The sequence below is a fragment of the Pedobacter sp. AW31-3R genome (assembly GCF_052180285.1).
Lineage (GTDB): Bacteria > Bacteroidota > Bacteroidia > Sphingobacteriales > Sphingobacteriaceae > Pedobacter.
The window spans coordinates 3,164,329-3,184,545 of record NZ_CP197475.1 but is presented as its reverse complement, the minus strand read 5'-3'; the positions used below and the strand labels follow the sequence as shown (position 1 = coordinate 3,184,545).

Below are 20,217 nucleotides of genomic sequence, written 5' to 3'. Positions count from 1 at the left end.
TTAAAGGTAATTTTGTGTGACAGTTTGCACCGTTTGCTCCAGTTTACGGTCTTTGGTGGGCTCACCAATGGCATTGAACTTCCATTCTCCGTTCTTCTTGTAGAATACCCCCAGTACCATAGAAACGTGACCGGCAAAACCAGCACCGTTGGCAATATCATAGGTGGCGAATACCTCATTCACCCTTTTTGGGGTACCTTCATAAATGCGGATGGAAGCAAAAGGAATGGTCGCAAAATCCTGACCCTGGAAGCTGTTCAGCACAAAGGCCACATAACTTGCATTTGGAGTTAAACGGGAAAAATCAAGGGTAATCACCTCATTGTCCAGTCCGTCATCACCGCCGGTATCCCCTGTCCTGTCATCGCCACTGTGTTTTACCGCACCGTCTTTCGATCCAAGGTTACCAAAATAAACCACTTCAATCAGCTGTTTGTTCTCATTGTATACCGCACAGCTGGCATCCAGGTCGACTGCTACTTTTGAGGAACCCAGACCAAAAAGGCCTTTTTTCACAATAGCACCCCAGTTTATGCCTACGCAGATATTTTGCAGTTTACTGCCATTACTTTTTTCAAGACTGATCCGCTGTCCTTTTTGAAGATTAATTGCCATCGTTCTATTGATATTTATTTAAATAATCCTGTAAACCACCTTTCATTCCTACGCCTACGGCTTCAAACTTCCATTTGCCTTCGCGTTTGTAAATCCTTCCGAATTCCACTGCTGTTTCAATAGAGAAGTCCTCTTCCAGTTCATATTTAAGAATTTCCTGGTTGCTTGCCGAATCAAAAATACGAATAAATGAATTCCTCACCTGTCCGAAATTCTGCCTTCTGCTTTCTGCCTCATGAATGGTCACCACTACACAGATTTCCTGTACTTTGGCATCAATTTTAGAAAGATCAATCTTCACCTGTTCATCATCTCCGGCACCATCTCCGGTCAGGTTATCACCGGTATGCTCTACGGCACCATCTGGAGAAACCAGGTTATTATAAAATATAAAGTGGTCGTCAGATACGATTTTTTTGCTATCACCTAAAAGAAATAATGAAGCATCAAGGTCAAAAGCACTACCTGTGGAGGAGCTGTTGGTATCCCAGCCCAACCCAATCGTAAATTTCGGGGCATCGATATTTTCACGCTGCCCTTTTTGCAAGTTAATAGCCATATTATATGAGTTTATATGTTGTTGTTGTAAAATGTTTTTTAATAAAATTCAGATTGCCGGCATAGGCTTCAATGGTATGGTAACCATTTCCTATAGCCAGGTTATATAACATATTTATAAAATCATCTGTTTGGTTCTTGATGAAAATAGAAAAGCTGCCGGTATCGCTATTCAGGATGTACTTCACTATCCGCGTATTGAAACAGAAAAACCCACTTTTCACGATATCATCCAGGTCGAAAACCGATTTTACCTGGTGGTAATTCAGTATATTTTCTATGCTGGGATGAATATTTTTATCCACCAGTTCTGCAAAATAGAGCATATGAAAATCATTTTTCAATCCGTATTGTTCCACCATTTTCAAAATCATCCTTTCGTGACTGCCCGTAATCCGGATATCATCCAGAAACAATAACGTCTTTCCTTCCAGAAAGTGTTTATCAATATGAAAAGAATCATTTCCGATCAGTTTCAGGCGGTCGGCAGCCGATAAGGCTCCATAATCTTCCTTGTAGGTCACCGTCCGGTGCACTTTAGCTTCCTGCACCACCAATCCCCCGTTCTCCACCAGCCAGCGGTTAAGCTGGTGCATGAAATAATTTTTCATCGCAAAGGTCGCAGTGGGAATAAAAGAATAGGGACTGGAGATCACCACCATCTGCTCTTCTATATAATTTTGGGCCAGGTAACCTTCAATAAAACCATCTGCCAGCTGTTCACCAAACTCACGGGCAACCAGGTCATCTCCGAATTTAAAGCGGCTGTAATCGTCCGGATCAAATCCAAACTCTTCTACATTATCGATCTGGTGTAAGGCGTATGATTTATAAAAGTTCATATCAGGCAGTTTATAGTTTGGTGATTGGAATTGATTAAGACACTCTTGATGCCAGCAGCCTCAGCGCCCATGATGTCGGCCACAGGATTGTCACCAATGTGCACAATCTCATGAAGGCCGATTTCCTTGTGTATATTTCGGTCTATCGTACGGATCATCAGCTCGAAGAACTTCACATTCGGTTTAGATAACCTCACTTCATCAGAATACAGCTGAAAGTCCAGCAAGCTGTCCAGTTCCAGGTTTTGCAGCACTTTTCTCAGGGCCACTCCTTTGATAAAACCGGTATTGCTCAGCAGGCTTACCGTAGACCTGCCTGATTCCTTTAAGCGGACAAGCAGCTCCCTGGTCTCCCCACCATACAGCAGTGGCTGGTAATTAAAAAGCAGGGCATCCATTTCCGCGCAGAGCTCTTCCATATCTATATCTGTAAAAACAGGCTGGTAGTTATTGATCACACTGATCACCATCAGGTACATCTCGTCTGCATCTATATTTTTGCCTGTTTTTTCATTGATCCCATTTACCATTAGATCAACCTGACGGAAAATTGTTGCAACTTCTTCAAAAGATTTATGAAAAGTATTGAATCGGGAATGGAAGATCCTGGCCCTTTCCAGCTTAAACTGGGGATTCGACCTGATTAAGGTTAACCAGAGATCAAAAGAATAATGTTTATATGGCTCCATTTACAAAATTTAACAGATAAACGATCTCATTTCCTTAACAATAAGATAGCAAATTATCCACAAATGGCAAAATAGCAAAAAAAGAAACATAAATTCTTTACGGACAACAATATCCGGCTATCTCAGGTAACATGTAAGTTACACAAATAAAGGGATAAACGGGGTTCAGGACTATCAAACTGAGGCTCAGTTATTAACCGGAAGCTCTTCTTTCTTCGGATTCAGCTTCTCTGCCAGGCCTGATCCGGCAGCCAGCAACTCATTCGTGATCGACCGGGTATATTCAGAAATTTCTGCCTTGAATTCCGTCACTGATGCTCCGGAGCGGATTTCTTCCAACCTTTTCTCCCATGAGCCGGTGAGTTCTGCCTGTGCAATTTTCTGGTCCTTCACCACATCGTACACCGCCAGTCCTTTAAACGTAGGAACAAGATTCCGTTTTTCCCGCAGGATATATTCCCTGGTGATCAGGGTTTCAATAATAGCTGCCCGTGTAGCTGGAGTACCCAAACCACTGTCTTTCATTGCATAACGCAATTCTTCATCTTCAATTTCTTTACCTGAAGTTTCGAGTGCCTTTAACAGTGATGCTTCATTGTATAAAGCTTTGGGCTTGGTTTGTTTCTCCAGTAAAGCTTTTCGAACAATGGGCAGTTCCTCTCCTTTTTTCACTTTTGGCAAGGAAGGATTATCCTCATCCTTTTTGTCCTCCTCCTTATCGTTCAATACGGAGCGCCAGCCGGCAGAGCGGATGACAGTACCATTGGCAATAAATACAGAACCGGATTCGATGGTAATTTTAGTGACTTCCTTCACACATTCCTGGTGGAAAGCCTCCAGCATGCGTCCCACGACCATATCATATACCGCCTGCTTATCGCTGCCCAAATGATACGGCGCCACACCCGTTGGTAAAATGGCATGGTGATCGGTTACTTTTTTGGCATTCACACTCCTTTTATTCAGGGGTACCGTCTGCAGGAATTCTGCCTGTTTGCCAAAATCAGGATGGGTGGCCAGCTGCGCGATCAGCGCAGGCACACCCGCAAAGACATCATCCCCGATATACCTGCTGCCGGTCCTTGGATAGGAAACCAGTTTACTTTCATACAGATTCTGCAAGATATTCAGTGTCTGGTCGGCCGTATATCCTTTCCGTTTATTGGCCTCCTGTTGCAGGCTGCTCAGGTCATGCAACAGCGGAGGTGGTTCTTTTCTGGGCTTGGCTTCCACATCCAGAATCCTTCCCCCATTGGGAAAGCCGGAGGGCACATCTTCAATTTTATCGAACAGGACCTGTGCCTCTTCCTTCACATTAAAATTCACGTTGGAAACAGCCTTAAACAAGGCTCCGTCTTTATCGAGCTGTATTCCCAACTGGTAGTACAACTGGGGAACAAAATTTTTGATCTCCAGGAAGCGGGAACAAATCATCGCCAGTGTAGGGGTCTGCACCCTGCCCAGGGACAAGACTGATCTTGCACCTGCAGAAATACTCAGGGCCTGGGTAGCATTCATGCCGACCAGCCAATCCGATTCCGACCTGCAATGGGCAGAATTGAAGAGGGTATCATAATCTGTACCCGGTTTTAGATTCCGGAATCCATCTTTTATGGCTTCATCAGTCTGCGAAGAGATCCAAAGCCTTTTAAAAGGTTTTTTGCATTTCAGAAAATAGTAGATATAACGGAAAATCAGTTCCCCTTCCCGCCCCGCATCCGTCGCCACAATAATCTCTGTCGCTTCATCAAACAGCATTTTTATAATATCCAGCTGTTTTCGAACACCAGGGTCTTCTACCAGTCCATCCTTTGTTTTGATCTTACGGATAGCGAGTTTGAATTTCTCGGGAAGCATTGGCAAATGCTGTCTTCTCCAGCCAATAAATCCATATTCCTGTGGTGGAGCCAATTGCAGCAGGTGTCCGAATGCCCAGGTAAAAGAGTATCCTTTTCCTTCAATATATCCATCTTTTTTAGTGGTGGCTCCGAATACTTTCGCTAATTCACGTGCAACGGATGGCTTTTCTGCAATTACAATCTTCATCAAATATCCTGGGTTGTAGAACCGATAAATTTCATCATAATTATCTGTAATCGGGCAAAAAAAAAGACATTTGATTATTCCAGGCCGGCCTGCACCGCTTTAAGTCCCTAGCCTGCAAAAAGATCGATCCCCAATTTAAACGTATTGCAATGGGCATCTACAATATCCCTGATGACCGGAGAATACCCACCACCCATACTCACCTGTACCGGCAAGCCATTGTCTTTACAGCATTGCAGCACCAGCCTGTCCCTTTCGCGGCAGCCTTCCCTGCTCAAGGACAGTTTCCCTAACCTGTCACTGGCCAGTACATCCACACCCGACAGGTAAAAGACAAAATCCGGGCGGTGCATACGGACCAGCTCAGGAAGCTGCTTTTCCAGGATGGACAGGTAAGCCGCATCACCGGTGCCGTCATCGAGGCCGATATCCAGATCGGACACCTCCTTCCTGAAAGGGAAGTTTTTCTCCCCATGCATGGAAAAGGTAAATACACGCGGTTCAGCAGACAGGATTTCTGCCGTGCCATTGCCCTGATGCACATCTAAATCAATAATTAATATACGATCAGCTAACTTTTTATGTAATAAATAATTAGCTGCTATCGCCTGATCGTTCAAAAGACAGAATCCTTCCGCCCAATCGGACCCCGCATGGTGCGTACCGCCGGCAACATTAAAAGCAATACCAAAGACTTTTGCATGCACAGCGGCATAAATAGTCCCTTGGGCAATCCGCAGTTCCCGTTCGATCAGTTGTGCTGAAAGCGGAAGTCCCGTCCGGCGCTGGTCTTTGGCAGACAAGGTAAGGTCACGCAGCTGCGCCCAGTAAGTGGCATCATGCGACCATAAAATCACCTCTTCCTCCAGCTTCTCCGGCGCAAAAAGATTAGCTTGGGTAATCAGCCCCTCATACATTAGCTGCTCCGGGATCAGCTCATACTTCAGCATCGGGAAACGATGCCCCTCAGGTAAAGGATGCGCATAAAGCGGATGCCAGGCAATCTTCAGCATCAGCCTAAAATCTCCCCCACATGTTTTTCAATATTGTTACAGATCTCCTCTACCGGCAAATCGTTGGCATCATACCCGAAAGGATTTTCAATTTCCTCTGCAAGCAATTCCAGACTGGCCAGGACATACAAAATAAAGGGCACGATAGGAATGACGAAATAACTCAGACTAAAGACCCATCCAAAAGGAAGAGTAATCACATATACAAAGATAAACTTCTTGATAAAGGCACTGTAGGAATACGGAATTGGTGTATTCTTAATCCGCTCGCAGCCTCCGCAAATTTCCGTAAACTGGTTCACATCGCCACTCAGGATAATCAGCTGTTCCTGGGAAATCTTTCCCGCAGCAGCCAGCTCATAAACCCTGGAAGAAATACTTGCCGCCACCTGGTTGGGAATATGCTTCCCGCCGTCGACCGCAATCAGCAAGCTGTTCTTTCCAAAATACTGTTTTTCCCGCAGGTGCTCTTTCAGCGCGAAGGCATACTTCGGGATAGCATAAGTAAAAAATTCAATTTCGCTTGCAGGAAGCTTCAGGGATTTCAGTTTAATCGCAAAATTTCTGCTCACGTTGGTCAGCGCCCCCAGCATTCTGCGGCCTTCCCACCACCTGTCGTATGAGGTATTGGTACGAAAGACCAGCAACATGGAAATCACAAAACCAAGGAGGTTATGCATCATGCCAATATTCTTCACATAATTGGAATCGGACATTTTCAGGAAGTGGAGTTCCAAAAAAGCAATGATTCCTGAATACACAGAAACACTCAACATCAATGGCCATAACTTCCTTATTGTATCTGACTTATGACTATGAAATATAAAGGTGATCCAATCTTTAGGGTTATAATTTATCATCCTGTAACCTCCCTGCTGACCTGCAACAACAACGCTCCGGTACGGAAAACATCCGTAAAGGAATTATACAAAGGCACCGGACTCAAGCGGATGACGTTGGGTTCCCGCCAGTCGCCCAACACCTGGTTCTCCACCAGTTTTTCAAAAATCAGCTTCGCATGTGCATTGGCAATAATAGACACCTGTGCTCCGCGGTCTGCTGCTTTTTCAGGGGTAATCACCCTGAAAAGCTCTTCACCTAACTCTTTATTCACCTCATTCACAATAAAAATAAGATAAGAAGTTAAAGTTTCACTTTTAGTACGGAGGGCAGGAATAAAACCTGCCTCTTCGAATATTTTCAGGGAAGCATAATACAAGGCCATTGGCATCACCTGCGTACAGCTGATCTGCCAGCCATCCGCTCCGGACTCCGGTACAAATCCTTTTTCCATTTTGAACCGCTGCTCCTCTTTATAACCCCACCAACCCGCAAAGCGGTTCAAAGTAGTATCGGAAAAATGTTTCTCATGCACAAAAATCCCGCTTATACCACCAGGACCACCGTTCTGGTATTTATAGGAGCACCAGCAGGCAAAATCCACTCCCCAGTCATGCAGCGACAAAGGGACATTCCCCGCAGCATGGGCGAGGTCAAACCCCACCACCGCTCCCGCAGCATGTCCGGCAACCGTAATGGCCTGCATATCGAACCACTGCCCGGTAAAATAATTCACCCCAGCAAACAGTACCAATGCAACATCCTCTGCATGGTCTGCAATCACCTTCTCTATATCCCCGGTCCGCAGTGTATATTCACCCTCCCTTGGCGCAATCTCAATAATCGCTTCAAGGGGATCATAACCATGGAAACGCAGCTGCGACTCAATGGCATACTGATCTGAAGGAAAGGCGCCGGCCTCCATTACAATCTTAAACCTTTTTCCTTCCGGCCTGTAAAAACTCACCATCAGTAAATGCAGGTTTACCGTCAGTGTATTCATTGGGCAAACCTCTGATGCACTGGCACCTACTATAGGCGCCATTAACTTTTTAAGCTCCTTGTGGTAAAACATCCAGGGCTCTTCCCCCTCAAACCAGCCTTCAACCGCAAGGTTTTGCCAGTTGTTCATCTGCAACTCCATCACTTCACGTGCAGATTTAGGTTGCAATCCCAAAGAATTACCACACAGATAGATAAACTCCTTTCCATCCAGTACAGGAAAGAAGAAACTGCTTCTGAATTGTTGTAAAGGATCCTGCTCATCCAGTGCAGCAGCAAATGTCAATTTATTCTTAAAAATCATATCATGTCAAATATAAAAAAAAGGCAGCCACGCCATACTGGCCTACCATAGAAAGTACCGCAAGCCCAGCAAGGCCATACGCCAAAAGAAAAGAATCAGGACAGCAGCAATTGTATCACCTCATTCAGGTACAGTTCATCAGTCTGGTCAAATTGCGCCAGCTGCTCACTGTCCACATCGAGCACACCAACAACTACCCCATTCTTAATCACTGGCAGAACAATTTCAGAACGCGAGGCCGAACTGCAGGCAATATGCCCCGGGAAAGTCTCCACATCATCCACAATCAATGTTCGCGCCTGTAACCAGGCTGCACCGCACACCCCTTTACCTTTTCGTATACGCGTACAGGCAACAGGCCCCTGAAATGGCCCAAGAACCAGCTCCTCCTCTTTCACCAGGTAGAAACCTACCCACAACCAGCCAAACTGCTCCTTGAGGGCTGCACAGACATTCGCCAGGTTGGCGATCAGGTCTTCTTCTCCGGTAACCAATGCTTTTATCTGGGGAACGAGCGATTGGTATTGTTTCTCTTTGCTCTCCCCTGTTATAATATTCAGATCTTCTGCCATAATTCAGTTTTATACACAGCGAAAATAAGGAATTGGAATTTCATTGCCACCATGATGCTGTAAAAGCGTGAATAAAATGAGTAAGTTTGACAATTTAACACCCATACATTAGAACATACAACACACATGAGAGTACTCGCAGAATTACCACACCCGGAATGTAAGATCACGCTATTCAATATGAACCAGAAATATATCGTGAAATTTGAACAAGGAACACTGGAGCAAAGCTACAAACTATCAGAACTGGACCTGAGCGGTGGCGGTGCAAATGAGATATTCCAGATCCTTGATGAGGAATTCATCTCCACTGTTATAGAAAGATTCAAGACGATGCGGGCTGATTTTTCGACCGCCTACCAAAGGCAACAGTATTGATTCAAATGAAAGTCATAAATCACTGTAGAAAAGATACTTGAAGATCAATTCAGAATTTAATTCTGTAAAAAAAAGGTTTTCTAAACCAAAAACACTGCCTAAGAAAAACATACACTTCATACAAAAATACTTAACTACACTGATCAACAAATAAATAAAAGAATCAACAGTATATTATTCTGCCAGTCAAAACAGCCAAATAATATACTGTTTTCACAAAAAACAGTTTCACACAACCGAATTCAGGAAACCATCCATCCGCATACAAAAGCTCCTGTACAACCTAAAGGAATGTTTAAACATAGGTATTCCTAACAGATGTTATTGTACATTAGCAACTCAAGCCCATACATGAAAAACCACCTACTCAGCTCCCTCCCGTTATTTCTGATTTTAAGTTTTAATCAGCTTTGCAAAGCCCAGAACAGTACTGGCCGAAAAGATAAATTTTACTCGATGAGTGGTGTTGGCCTCTCCCTTCCGGTTGGAGAAACGGGCGACTTTATGCGTCCCAAATTCTCCACGACCATTGGTGCAAACTTCGGACTGGGAAAAGAACATCTGTTCCTGTATCCCAAGATCAGCCTCCATGTTTTTGGCTATGATGAACTCAGTTCCGAGACGGGAACTTCCGCAATTTTAGAAAGGGGAAGATCCACCACCTACCTGCTGAACGTAGCAGTGGGGTACAGAAAAATATTCAATAAATTTTCATTCTATGGCTTCATAGGAGGCGGGGGTGGATTCGTGCTTACACCAAGAATATTGGACGGCGCAAAAGAAAACGTGGTCCTGTTAAACAACAAAACCAACCATATGGGAATCATTGAACCCGGACTGGGCATTGAATACAATATCGGGGGTGCCAACCTATTTATAGAGAGCAGTTACATGCATGGACTGGGGAAAATCCAGCAGCGCTCCTTCAATGCCATCCCCATTGCCTTTGGCATAAAGCCCAATTTAAGCCGCTTATTCAACTAAAAACAAAAAGCCCGTCAACACAACAGTTAACGGGCTTTGATAAGGCTTAAGGAAGCTTAAAATACCGGATCTGCGTCCATCTGGAAATCTTCATCCCTCAGGTAGATCACTTCGGTGCTTTTCTCGTAGTTGGTAGACTTCTTAGAGAAAAAGTCATGCTGTGTTGTGTCGCCATTCAAGCCGTTCAATACAATTGAATTGATCGGTTTCACTTCGAAGATCTCTTCAAAACCGAGGTTCATCATTGCTTTATTGGCATTGTAACGAATATAATCCTTCACATCGGCAGTCAGCCCCACTTCCGTATACAGCTCATCGGTATATTTCAGTTCATTTTCATACAACTCCATCAGCAAGGACACCAGCTCTGCTTTTGATTTTTCAGGATCAGGCAATTTCCTGTATACATCCTGCGCCAGTAAACCTACAAAAACACCGTGGATAGACTCATCGGCCACGATCTTTTTGATGATATCGGCACTGGCCACCATCTGCCCCTGTCCGGATAACCAAAGTGGCATAAAGAAGCCGCTGTAAAACAGGAAGGTCTCCAACAAAACCGAAGCCGCCAGCCCCATAAACAACACTTCATCAGAAACCTGTTGTGCATCCAGTTGTCTGTAATACTTATCTATCGTCGCTGCTTTGTACTGGAGCAGTTTATTGGACTCCACCCATTCAAACAGCTCATTGATATCGGGCGTACTCGTTACCGTAGTGAAAATGGTAGAATAAGACTTTGCGTGGATGGATTCCATCATACACATAAAAGACAATACTGCCTTATTCTGCAGACCATCGATATGGTCCAGCAGCTTGGGCATACCGGTATGGCTCTGCAGGGTATCCAACAAAGTCAGGCCACCCAGTGCCTTCTTATACACTTCCTGGATTTCCGGTGGAAGGGATTTCCAGCTGTCAATATCTTTTGAAGGAATATATTCCGTATCAATCCAGAACTGACGTAAATTTTGTTCCCAGAACATTCCGGCATAGTCATTTTCCGGGGTATTCCAGTTTACTGCTTTATATTGTTGTGACATTTATAATTTCTTTAAAAAACGGGAATTGGTTAAACCGAGCAGGACACACATTCATCAATCGATGCTTTGCGGGTACGGGTATAATAAAGCGACTTCAGTCCCATTTTATGGGCATAGATATAGTATTTCGCAATATCACGTGTATTGTCCTTCGTATTGGTATGCAGGATCGTTGAAATCCCCTGGTCCACATGTTTCTGAATCACAGAAATCAGGCGCAATACATTCTTCTGGTCCATATCGTATGCAGACTTATAGAAAAAGTAATTGTCATTGTCCAGGTAAGGCATCGGATAATAAGTGGTACTGTCGCCATACTCCCTTACTTCAATCACGTCCACTACCGGCATCACGGATGCAGTAGCATTCATGATATAAGAAGTCGACTGGTTTGGCGCAATAGCCAGACGGTACGCATGGTACAGACCAAACTCTTTCACCTCATTCATCAATGTAGTCCAGTCTGCCACTGTAGGAATAGACATTCCTTCAAACAGTTTTTCCACTTTGGCATTCTGCGGTTCAATATCTTTCAGGAGGTAAGGTGCAAAATAATTCCCGTTGGCATACTCCGATTTTTCGAAACCTACGAAAGCTTCTGATCTTTCACGCGCAATTTCCATAGAACTCTGGATAGAATAGAAATTCACCATCATGAAAAATACATTACAGAAATCGAGCGCTTCCTTACTTTCATACATAATGAAATTCTTGGCCAGGAAGCCATGTAAATTCATTGCCCCCAAACCCACGCTATGCAACTCTCTGTTCGCTTTCTGTACAGAAGGCACCATGGCGATATTGGTGATATCGGAAACAATCGTCAGAGAGCGCATTGCTGTTTTCACCGCTTCCTTGATCCTTTTGTTATCCATTACCGTAGCAATATTCAATGAACCCAGGTTACAGGAAATTCCGTAACGAATGGTATCTTCCTTGCCATAAATCTGGATATCAGATACTTCAGACACCTGCATGATTTCTGTACACAAGTTAGAGAACTTCACATTTCCTACCTCTTTCAGGGCATGACTCCTGTTGGCATTTCCTTTGAAAAACAAATACGGGTAACCACTTTCCTTCTGTGTCTGTGCAATTTTCACCATCAGGTGACGGGCATTGATTTTTTTCTTTTTGACATTGGAGTTTGTCACCAGTTCCTCATACATCAGGTCCATATCCATCTCATCCAGATAGATACCATATTCCTTTAACACCGTATGCGGATAGAACAGGTAACAGGCTTCATCTTTTTCTGCCAGTTCCATAAATTTATCCGGAACGACCACACCAATAGAAAGAGACTTGATCCTCACCTTCTCATCCACATTGATTTTTTTACAATCCAGGAATTCTTCGATATCGGTATGGAACACATTCAGGTAAACGGCACCTGCACCGGGACGTTGTCCAAGCTGGTTCGCATAAGAGAACGTATCTTCCAGAATCTTCATGATCGGCAGTACCCCACCGGCACGTCCTTCCACATCTTTAATCGATTCCCCCCTGGCACGGATCTTTGAAATATTAAAAGATACCCCTCCGCCAATGGAAGATAATTTCATGGCAGAATCAATTGCATATCCGATACCATTCAGGTTATCACCGATTTCATCAAGGAAGCAGGACACCAGTTCCCCTGAACGCTTTTTACCCGAATTTAAGAAGGTAGGTGTTGCAGGCTGGTACTCCTGGTTGATCAGCATCAATGCATAATCCTTCGCCTGGGCCACATCACCCCTGGCCAGGAAAAGTGCCACTGCCACCACACGGTCTTCATAGCGTTCTAAAAATTTCTCCCCACTGTCGTCTCTCAGCGCATAACTCTGGAAGAATTTGAAGGCACTCATGAAAGACTGGAACCTGAACTTCTTGGCATATACCAGGTCGTACACCTCTTTCATCTGCTCAAAATTATACCATTGATAGAAATCGATATAATATTCCTGCTCTATTAAATAATCGATCTTCTCTTTTAAGGTATAAAAGAAAACCGTGTTTTTATTTACATAATCAAGAAAGTAAGAGCGAACAGCATCCTTGTCTTTATGAAGGCTAAACTCATCATCTTTCTTTACCATGATCTCATTATTCAATAAGATCCACTTTTTAGTTACCATATATATTGCCCTCTATATTATCAATAAATCTCTGTAAGTCTGTTAACGTCCCGGACAGTTCAAACTGCATCAAAACCGGCAGCTGGAATTGTTCGGAAATCTTGGTGGCTGCCAAAGCAAAATTGGCGCCCCAGTTTTTATTGCCGCTGGAAGTCACCGTTTCAATAAAACGACTGTTGGCTTCCAGGAAACGTAAGGTGGAAGCTGGAATCTCCCCGATTCCGGTAGTATAAGTAATCAGATGACCGGGATGAGTTAAGCGGAGGGTATCATCAACTTTCTGAACATTCCAGTTACGGTGTTCTTTCAGCCTATTCACGAAACGCTCCACATTGCCTGTTTTACTATCGTAATAAATCCAAGTCATCCTTATCTATTTAAATAGTCTTAAACAGCCGCTGATAAAGCCAGTAATTCTTCAGGTTTAAAGCCGATCACACGGGAAACCTCTTCTTCTTTTTCCAGTAAAATTACGGTAGGTACTGATCTGACCCTGAATTGCATAGCCAGTTCCGGCTCATTGAAAGGGTTGATGGTTTCATATACAATGCCTTTTCTATCCAGGTATTCAGAAACCATATTGCATGGGCTGCAGTCGTCTTTCTCAAATTTTATAATTCTTTTCATTTTGTAGGATTTTGATGATTGTACCGCAAAACATGATTTTTAGCGGAGTACGAAGGTGGGAAATTATTCCTTAGAATGATTCCACATGTTATCAACACCGGTGGAAAAGAGGCACCAAAATTATGACTGATAATTTACGGAAGAATCAAATATTATGAGTATAACAGGTAAGGAGAAATTTTTACAATACTCTTCCTGTGAGTGAATTGTGCAAAAAAAAAGAAGCATCGTCAGGAAGCTTCTTTTTTCATACCTATACAGGAATTAATTTTTGGAGGATACTGCTGGCTTTTACAGGATAAAAAGACGTGGATTACTTTTTTTCTGCATGCCGGCGGACAATACCTTTTTATCACCGCTCGCCGTTTTGAAAGCTGAGGATAATAGGTTTTCGATGTGTTGTGACTGATCAGCATTCAGCATCATGTCCTGCTGTAATTCGTTGCTAACGATTTGGGGCTTGTTCTCGATTTTCATAGGTAATGTATCTTTTAAAGGTCAAGAAACGTGCGTGTTACCAGGGGGTCTCACGACGGTTTATAAGAATAACACCAGCAAATCAAATAAGTTTTCAAATCTGTAATTATTTATAAATTATTTTCAGATTTAATTTTTCACTATAAAAACGCAATCAATTTGCTGTTTTACCTTCAGAATGTTTAATTTTATACCCATTATAAATAAGACATCTGGTTATGGAGAGTCAGGAGCACAAGTCAAAAAAAGATATTTTCTTAAAATGGTTCAAACGTGTAGGAATATGGGGATTTGTTTTCTTTTTAGCGAAGGGCCTGCTTTGGCTGGCACTGGGATATTGGGTAATTAAATAAATGAGGGTCTTGCTGTAGGCAGACCTGTATATCCAGGCAGATTAATCTGCCTGAACTTTTTCCAATACTGCCCTTGTTTCCTCATAACTGGTATGGTGGAAGGCATTCATTCCAATTTTCTTAGCGGTTTCTACCTGAAAAATACGGTCATCAAAATAGTAACATTGTGAGGGGTGTGCCTGGGCAATCCCTAAAGCCAGGTGAAAAATTCCCGGGTCAGGCTTGCGCATTTTCACGTCACAGGAAGAAACAAAGGCATCAAAGCAATCATGAAGTTTGAATTTCTTGATCCTGTAATCATTCAGTTCCTTGCCTTCGTTATTAATAGAGATAATTCTGAAATTATGGGTCTTTTTCCATTCCTTAAGAAACTGCAGCAGTCCTGTCAGCTCCTTAGAGCAGGAGAACATAAATTCTTTAAAATCTTCCCTGGTAAATTCGCGGGTATGGTTAAAGATCACCACATCCAGGTATTGATCCAGCGTGATATTCCCGATCTCAAAAACGTTAAAGATATAATTGTGAAGTGTGTTGACTTCATCATAATTCAGATCAAACTTTTTTGCTGCCAGTTTGCGGGAGTCGTTCCCCCATCCATTGGTCAGTAAAACCCCGCCAATGTCGAAAAATAGTATTTTGTGCCCTGTACTTTCCATGTTGTTGCTGTTGTGCTAATAACCAATGATACACAGAAAAAATCAACAAATCAAACGGGAATCCCAGATTTTCATGCGCACCTGTCTTTCAGCGACATTCAGCAGGAAATCAATTCATTTGAAAACCCGAGAACATTCTTCCGGCTAAAACCCTAACCGGATTCTTCAAAAGGGTGATTTGTATCATTAATTACGTTGAGTAATGGCTATATATTTGGCCATTGAAAAACCCTACTTATTGAATAGATGATTTCTAAAACCTGGTCTTTGCTTTTCATTCTCTTTCTGTTTTACAGCACTATGGTATATATCTATAGCAAGAAAGACACTTCATTCCAAAAGGTACCTGAGGAAGTTAATGCCGGATGGGAAGTCTGGCAAAAGAACAACTGCCAGACCTGCCACCAATTGTATGGTCTTGGCGGATACATGGGGCCTGACCTGACCAATATGTCATCTGACCCCCATAAAGGCCCTAAATATATGCGCGTGTTCATTAAATACGGAACGAACAAAATGCCTGATTTCCATTTAAACGATACGGAAGTCAACCAGGTGCTGGCTTTTCTAAAATGGGTTGACCAAAGTGGTCAAAACAGGGTAAAAGCTGAATCTGTACACTGGACCGGAACCTATATTATTCAATAAACATGACTACTATTAATCAGTTTTTCATAAAATTCTCCCTTTCCCTTCTATTTGGCGCATTGATCATTGGTGTCATCGCCTCCATTGCCTTTCTTTACCCCCAGTCGTTCAACAGCTGGTTTCCTTTCCATAAACTACGGCCAATGCACACTTCCTTTGCCCTGTTCTGGATCATTAGTGGTGCCGCCGGATGTATTTGTTATTTTAAAAATCAACTGCAGCCGAATGACGGGATCTTCCAGCGGGCTTCTTCCATTTTTATGGTCACCTGGATGCTGACCATACTGGCCGTTTTTATCCATTACAGCCTTAATCACTATGGGGGTCGTGAATATTGGGAATTCCCCCCCTACCTCAATATCCCCCTGCTCGCTGCATGGCTCTTCTTAACTTTCAGCATCATCAGGGGATTTAACCGGAATTCAGCAGCCTATGAATGGATGTGGTTTACCGGCATCATCTTTTTCCTGATCACCTTTACAGAACAAAACCTATGGCATTTGGCCTGGTTCAGGGAATCCTACATCCGTGAAGTCACCGTACAATGGAAAGCAAACGGCTCCATGGTCGGTGCATGGAACCAGATGATCAATGGATTATCCATATTCCTGCTGGTCAGGATCAGTGGCGACACCCGGCTGGCCAACTCGCGGAAGACCTATTTCCTGTTCTTTTTAGGCTTGTTCAACCTGATGTTCAACTGGGGACACCATGTGTATAACCTCCCCAATGCCAATTGGATGAGGGCAGTAGCCTATGGGGTGAGTATGACCGAGTGGGTCATCCTGATCATGATCATCAGAAGTTTCAGGAAAACCCTTACAGAAGGCAAAAAACTCAGGAATTACCTTCCCTACCGGTTCATTGCAGCAGCTGAATTGTGGGTCTTCGCCAACCTCTTTCTTGCCCTGCTGATGTCTATTCCTGCCATCAACCGGTATACCCATGGAACACATATTACTGTGGCCCATGCCATGGGGACCACCATAGGTATCAACAGCATGATTCTTCTTGCCGTCATTGGATACATCTTAAAAATCGACACGCTCAGTGAAAAACTGAAGAAAATCATTGCGACCAGTATCCGTGCCACCAATATCAGCCTGGGTATTTTCTGGTTATCGCTCATTGTAGGCGGACTCATCAAAGGCTATCTGCAGGTAAACCAACCCGATCTCCATTTCACCCTGCTTATGGAAAAGGTGATGCCCTTTATCCTGTCCTTCACTGCGGCCGGAATTTTCGTACTTTTCTCCCTGGGAACCATCACCTTCCTCTTTTTGAAGAAGCCTTTTCCTGCAGCAGAGCAAAATTAAATCAATGGGCTGTCCTCTAGTTTGACTTACAATTAACACACACACCTTCCTTGCAGGTATTTTCGGTAAATATTCACCTATTGTTCACCCTTTCTTCACCTCTCGTAAGATCTGGGGTGAACAAACCCGTAATAAAGAGGATAAGAAGGCAGTTTTAAAACAACCGGAAAAACGGCATAGCATTAATTTTTTACTCCTTATTTGAGGAAGAATTACCGGATTTCAGCTTTATTATTTACATCTAAAAAAATTAACTAACAGTAAAACCTATAAAAATTAAAAACCTTCTGCTTCTTAAATGGTAATGCGTCCACCAGTTACGGGAATGGTAGCCCCAGCAATATAGCTGGCTTCATCGCTCGCCAGAAAAACATAGGCAGGAGCAACTTCAACAGGTTGTCCCGGTCGCCCCATTGGGGTATCGGCACCAAATTCCTCCGGCTCAGGCATGGTAGAGGGGATCAGTGGTGTCCAGATAGGGCCGGGTGCCACTGCATTTACCCGGATTCCTTTTTTATCATTCAGGAGAATCTGGCTCAGATTTGCTGTAAAGTTCTGAATAGCCCCTTTTGTCGCGGCATAGGGAAGCAGCTGTAGACTGGGCGAATAGGCATTGACTGAGGTGGTATTGATGATACTGCTTCCGGGTTCCATATAGGGTTCTGCAGCTTTACACAGGAAAAACATGGCCGTGATATTGGTAGAAAATGTTTTTTCCCATTCTTCAGAAGGAATATCCTGCAGGGTTTGTCTTCCCATCTGAAAAGCGGCATTATTCACCAGGATATCAATCGTACCGAATTCAGCGACCGCTTTATCAACAATGGCCAGACAATGCGCCTCATTGGTGATATCTCCCTTCACCAGTACGGCTTTTTGCCCTGCCGCCGTAACCAGTCCGGCAGTGATACACGCATCGTCATCTTCGGTTTCATCCAGATAACTGATCAATACATCTGCACCTTCCCTTGCAAAGGCAATCGCGACTGCCCTTCCGATCCCTGAATCACCACCGGTGATGATCGCTTTTTTTCCTTTAAGTTTTCCTGAACCCCGGTAAGAATCTTCCCCATGGTCGGCCTTCGGCTCCATGGACTTCTCATTGCCGGGGGCTTCCTGGTCTTGTTTCGGGAATGGGGGTTTAGGATACTTCTCGTGGGGATTTTTTGACAACTCTTTAGTTTCCATATGCAGTGAATTTCTGTTAAACCTATTCCTTTGAATAAGGATTCCTTTAGGAGTTAACAGGTGCTGCTATAAATGGTTTTTACTAAAAAAAAATAGAAATGCACAGCTGTGCCGAGCAGTTTAAAACATCCCGGACTGGATCAGGCCACTTTATGGGACAGGAGCTGAAAGTGGTGCATTTTAAGACTTTTCTTCAGTAATTGTCTTGCGACATGGATCCTGGTCTTTACCGTACCAATGGGGATATCCAGCTGTTCGGCAATTTCATGGTACTTAAATCCTTCAAAGTACTTTAGAAAAGGCACATAATAATCCGGTTGAAGTTTCCCTAGCGCTTTATAGATATCTTCCATCAGAAACTTACTGTCGCTGTCATTCACACTTGCACTATAATGAAGCTTATCAGATGAAATTTCATCTGTCACGGTCAGGATAGCATGTGTCCTGGTACTCCGGCGGTAATTGTTAATGAAGGTATTCTTCATAATGGTATATAACCAGGCCTTAAAATTGGTACCTTCCTTAAAATGAGCGGCATAATTGATGGCCTTCAACATGGTATCCTGTACAAGGTCATTCGCATCCTCCCTGTCTTTTGTAAAAGACAATGCAAATGCATGCAGGGAATCTTTATAACTGTAAAGCTGGCAATTGAAATCGTTCATACTCATGTTTATATTTTTTTCAAGTTAGATGAAAAAATATTAACAAAAAATATACCAAAACATGTTACTTATATACTTATTCGTTGTAATACTATATATATCGTGAGATTATCACCATAATATTACTTAAATACAGACCATCGAAAGCATTACAGGAATTTCATGTATACAAATACCTACGATCAAGACAGTGAAATCACGATGCTGACCTTAAAAATATGGTCCTGTTCAGTGTAATAATTAAAGTTTGAACGCCCTGGATAGTTACGTGAAATCCTTTTCCGCACATTCTCCAGTCCGATCCCCTCCCCTGAATTATTCTTGAACTCATTGACCAGGTTTTCGGTGTAGATATGGAGTTCGTCATCTGCCACATAAATATGAACCAGTGCCGGTTTTGAAGGTTTACTGAGGTTCCCATGTTTGAAAATATTCTCCAGCAGGGTAACGAGTACCAGGGGAATAAACCTGATGTCTTTTGTAATACCGGAATAGTCCAGCTGGATGTGCAATTTATTGTTCTGCCTCAATTGGTGCAGGTGAATCAGGTTTTCTACCTGCTCAATCTCTGCATACAAATAAATAGATTCCCCAGCCTGCTCCGACTTGATGGCATACCTCATCATTTCCGACAGGGTCATAATGGCATCTGCTGCTTCAGGTGCAGTTTTCCTGGCATTGTTGTAAATAAAATTCAAGGTATTAAAAAGAAAGTGGGGATTGATCTGTGCCTTCAAATAGGCATTGACCGTCACGTTCAATTCATTTTCAGTTTCCTTTTGCTTGATAATGCCTACCAGTCTTTGTTTTTCCAGTTCAACATTCAGCTCTTTTTCCTTCAGGTAAGTGAGGAGATAATAATAGCCAGTGGAAAGTCCGATGAAAAATACACCCCGATAGCACAATCTCCCGAAGAACATGATATCCATCTTAAAGGTAATGACATCGGTATACCTCAAAAGCAGGTAATCGAGTCCAAAGGCAACCGATGCGAACAAGAGGGTCTCCATAACGACCATCAAGGGCAATTTCCAGACGACCTGATTCGGATTTTTCATTACCACAGGCAAGACATACAGTGCGGTGATATAGAAAAGCAGGATATTATAGGTATAGTGGACGGTATAATTCCCCAAAGAACCGAATTCACCGAACAACAGACCAATAAGGATCGTCTCATAGAAGATATAAATCGTCCAGATAATAAAATGGATCTTTTTATCTCTAATGAACAGGGCTGAGGATTTAAATGATAAGCGTTCCAAATTGGTGTAGGCTGAG

General features: G+C 43.2%; 23 protein-coding genes. 5 read left to right on the top strand and 18 right to left on the bottom strand.

From position 1 onward, the window contains the following. The 9 genes from ACSBL2_RS13005 to ACSBL2_RS12965 form a co-directional block, all read right to left on the bottom strand. Positions 1–615: a TerD family protein gene (locus ACSBL2_RS13005; RefSeq protein ID WP_442592132.1), complete on the bottom strand. Its 615-nt coding sequence runs from the start codon at positions 613–615 to the stop codon at positions 1–3. A gap of 4 nt (positions 616–619) precedes the next feature. Further along, positions 620–1,174: a TerD family protein gene (locus ACSBL2_RS13000; RefSeq protein WP_442592131.1), complete on the bottom strand. Its 555-nt coding sequence runs from the start codon at positions 1,172–1,174 to the stop codon at positions 620–622. A 1-nt stretch (position 1,175) separates the two neighbouring features. After that, a complete protein-coding gene (locus ACSBL2_RS12995; RefSeq protein ID WP_442592130.1) occupies positions 1,176–2,015 on the bottom strand; it encodes a phosphoribosyltransferase family protein in 840 nt (279 codons plus the stop codon). Beyond that, the gene (locus ACSBL2_RS12990; protein WP_442592129.1) at positions 2,012–2,704 is read right to left on the bottom strand and encodes an HAD family hydrolase; all 693 of its coding nucleotides are present in this window, start codon (positions 2,702–2,704) and stop codon (positions 2,012–2,014) included. Before ACSBL2_RS12990 ends, ACSBL2_RS12995 begins: the two co-directional genes overlap by 4 nt. A 186-nt stretch (positions 2,705–2,890) precedes the next feature. Then, positions 2,891–4,750, bottom strand: coding sequence for a DNA topoisomerase (locus ACSBL2_RS12985; protein ID WP_442592128.1), 1,860 nt, complete (start codon positions 4,748–4,750; stop codon positions 2,891–2,893). Positions 4,751–4,857: 107 nt separating this feature from the next. Next, on the bottom strand, positions 4,858–5,763 hold the full coding sequence (locus tag ACSBL2_RS12980; RefSeq protein WP_442592127.1) for a histone deacetylase family protein: 906 nt from the start codon (positions 5,761–5,763) through the stop codon (positions 4,858–4,860). Beyond that, positions 5,763–6,623: a bestrophin family protein gene (locus ACSBL2_RS12975; protein WP_442592126.1), complete on the bottom strand. Its 861-nt coding sequence runs from the start codon at positions 6,621–6,623 to the stop codon at positions 5,763–5,765. Before ACSBL2_RS12975 ends, ACSBL2_RS12980 begins: the two co-directional genes overlap by 1 nt. After that, a complete protein-coding gene (gene kynU, locus ACSBL2_RS12970; RefSeq protein WP_442592125.1) occupies positions 6,620–7,909 on the bottom strand; it encodes a kynureninase in 1,290 nt (429 codons plus the stop codon). The genes ACSBL2_RS12975 and kynU overlap by 4 nt, the downstream gene beginning before the upstream one ends. A gap of 95 nt (positions 7,910–8,004) precedes the next feature. Beyond that, positions 8,005–8,481, bottom strand: coding sequence for a GAF domain-containing protein (locus ACSBL2_RS12965; RefSeq protein WP_442592124.1), 477 nt, complete (start codon positions 8,479–8,481; stop codon positions 8,005–8,007). Positions 8,482–8,607: 126 nt separating this feature from the next. On the opposite strand from ACSBL2_RS12965, the gene ACSBL2_RS12960 reads away from it, so the two are divergent. Further along, the gene (locus ACSBL2_RS12960; protein ID WP_442592123.1) at positions 8,608–8,859 is read left to right on the top strand and encodes a hypothetical protein; all 252 of its coding nucleotides are present in this window, start codon (positions 8,608–8,610) and stop codon (positions 8,857–8,859) included. Between the two features lie 351 nt (positions 8,860–9,210). Further along, positions 9,211–9,843 (top strand): hypothetical protein, encoded by a 633-nt coding sequence (locus ACSBL2_RS12955; RefSeq protein ID WP_442592122.1) that lies wholly within the window; start codon positions 9,211–9,213, stop codon positions 9,841–9,843. A 56-nt stretch (positions 9,844–9,899) separates the two neighbouring features. Here the strand turns inward: ACSBL2_RS12955 and nrdF are convergent, their stop codons facing one another. From nrdF to ACSBL2_RS12930, 5 genes are all read right to left on the bottom strand, one after another. After that, positions 9,900–10,886, bottom strand: a complete 987-nt coding sequence (nrdF, locus tag ACSBL2_RS12950; protein ID WP_442592121.1) for a class 1b ribonucleoside-diphosphate reductase subunit beta — start codon at positions 10,884–10,886, stop codon at positions 9,900–9,902. Between the two features lie 29 nt (positions 10,887–10,915). Beyond that, positions 10,916–13,006, bottom strand: coding sequence for a class 1b ribonucleoside-diphosphate reductase subunit alpha (nrdE, locus tag ACSBL2_RS12945; protein ID WP_442592120.1), 2,091 nt, complete (start codon positions 13,004–13,006; stop codon positions 10,916–10,918). Next, complete coding sequence (gene nrdI / locus ACSBL2_RS12940; RefSeq protein ID WP_442592119.1) at positions 12,996–13,373, bottom strand: class Ib ribonucleoside-diphosphate reductase assembly flavoprotein NrdI; 378 nt, start codon at positions 13,371–13,373, stop codon at positions 12,996–12,998. Before nrdI ends, nrdE begins: the two co-directional genes overlap by 11 nt. Before the next feature lie 20 nt (positions 13,374–13,393). Then, on the bottom strand, positions 13,394–13,633 hold the full coding sequence (locus ACSBL2_RS12935) for a thioredoxin family protein (RefSeq protein ID WP_442592118.1): 240 nt from the start codon (positions 13,631–13,633) through the stop codon (positions 13,394–13,396). A 291-nt stretch (positions 13,634–13,924) separates the two neighbouring features. After that, the gene (locus tag ACSBL2_RS12930; RefSeq protein WP_442592117.1) at positions 13,925–14,110 is read right to left on the bottom strand and encodes a hypothetical protein; all 186 of its coding nucleotides are present in this window, start codon (positions 14,108–14,110) and stop codon (positions 13,925–13,927) included. 218 nt (positions 14,111–14,328) lie between these two features. Between ACSBL2_RS12930 and ACSBL2_RS12925 the strand changes: the two genes are divergently transcribed. Beyond that, positions 14,329–14,463, top strand: coding sequence for an alanyl-tRNA synthetase (locus ACSBL2_RS12925; RefSeq protein ID WP_442592116.1), 135 nt, complete (start codon positions 14,329–14,331; stop codon positions 14,461–14,463). A gap of 41 nt (positions 14,464–14,504) precedes the next feature. Here the strand turns inward: ACSBL2_RS12925 and ACSBL2_RS12920 are convergent, their stop codons facing one another. Then, the gene (locus tag ACSBL2_RS12920; protein ID WP_442592115.1) at positions 14,505–15,119 is read right to left on the bottom strand and encodes an HAD family hydrolase; all 615 of its coding nucleotides are present in this window, start codon (positions 15,117–15,119) and stop codon (positions 14,505–14,507) included. Between the two features lie 300 nt (positions 15,120–15,419). On the opposite strand from ACSBL2_RS12920, the gene ACSBL2_RS12915 reads away from it, so the two are divergent. Then, complete coding sequence (locus ACSBL2_RS12915) at positions 15,420–15,767, top strand: c-type cytochrome (RefSeq protein WP_442592114.1); 348 nt, start codon at positions 15,420–15,422, stop codon at positions 15,765–15,767. A gap of 2 nt (positions 15,768–15,769) precedes the next feature. Next, the gene (locus ACSBL2_RS12910) at positions 15,770–17,083 is read left to right on the top strand and encodes a cbb3-type cytochrome c oxidase subunit I (protein ID WP_442592113.1); all 1,314 of its coding nucleotides are present in this window, start codon (positions 15,770–15,772) and stop codon (positions 17,081–17,083) included. 294 nt (positions 17,084–17,377) lie between these two features. On the opposite strand, the gene ACSBL2_RS12905 is transcribed toward ACSBL2_RS12910, so the two are convergent. From ACSBL2_RS12905 to ACSBL2_RS12895, 3 genes are all read right to left on the bottom strand, one after another. Further along, a complete protein-coding gene (locus ACSBL2_RS12905; protein WP_442592112.1) occupies positions 17,378–18,271 on the bottom strand; it encodes an SDR family oxidoreductase in 894 nt (297 codons plus the stop codon). Positions 18,272–18,411: 140 nt separating this feature from the next. Further along, positions 18,412–18,942, bottom strand: a complete 531-nt coding sequence (locus ACSBL2_RS12900) for an RNA polymerase sigma factor (protein WP_442592111.1) — start codon at positions 18,940–18,942, stop codon at positions 18,412–18,414. Between the two features lie 176 nt (positions 18,943–19,118). Beyond that, the gene (locus ACSBL2_RS12895) at positions 19,119–20,201 is read right to left on the bottom strand and encodes a sensor histidine kinase (protein ID WP_442592110.1); all 1,083 of its coding nucleotides are present in this window, start codon (positions 20,199–20,201) and stop codon (positions 19,119–19,121) included. Positions 20,202–20,217 lie beyond the last annotated feature (16 nt).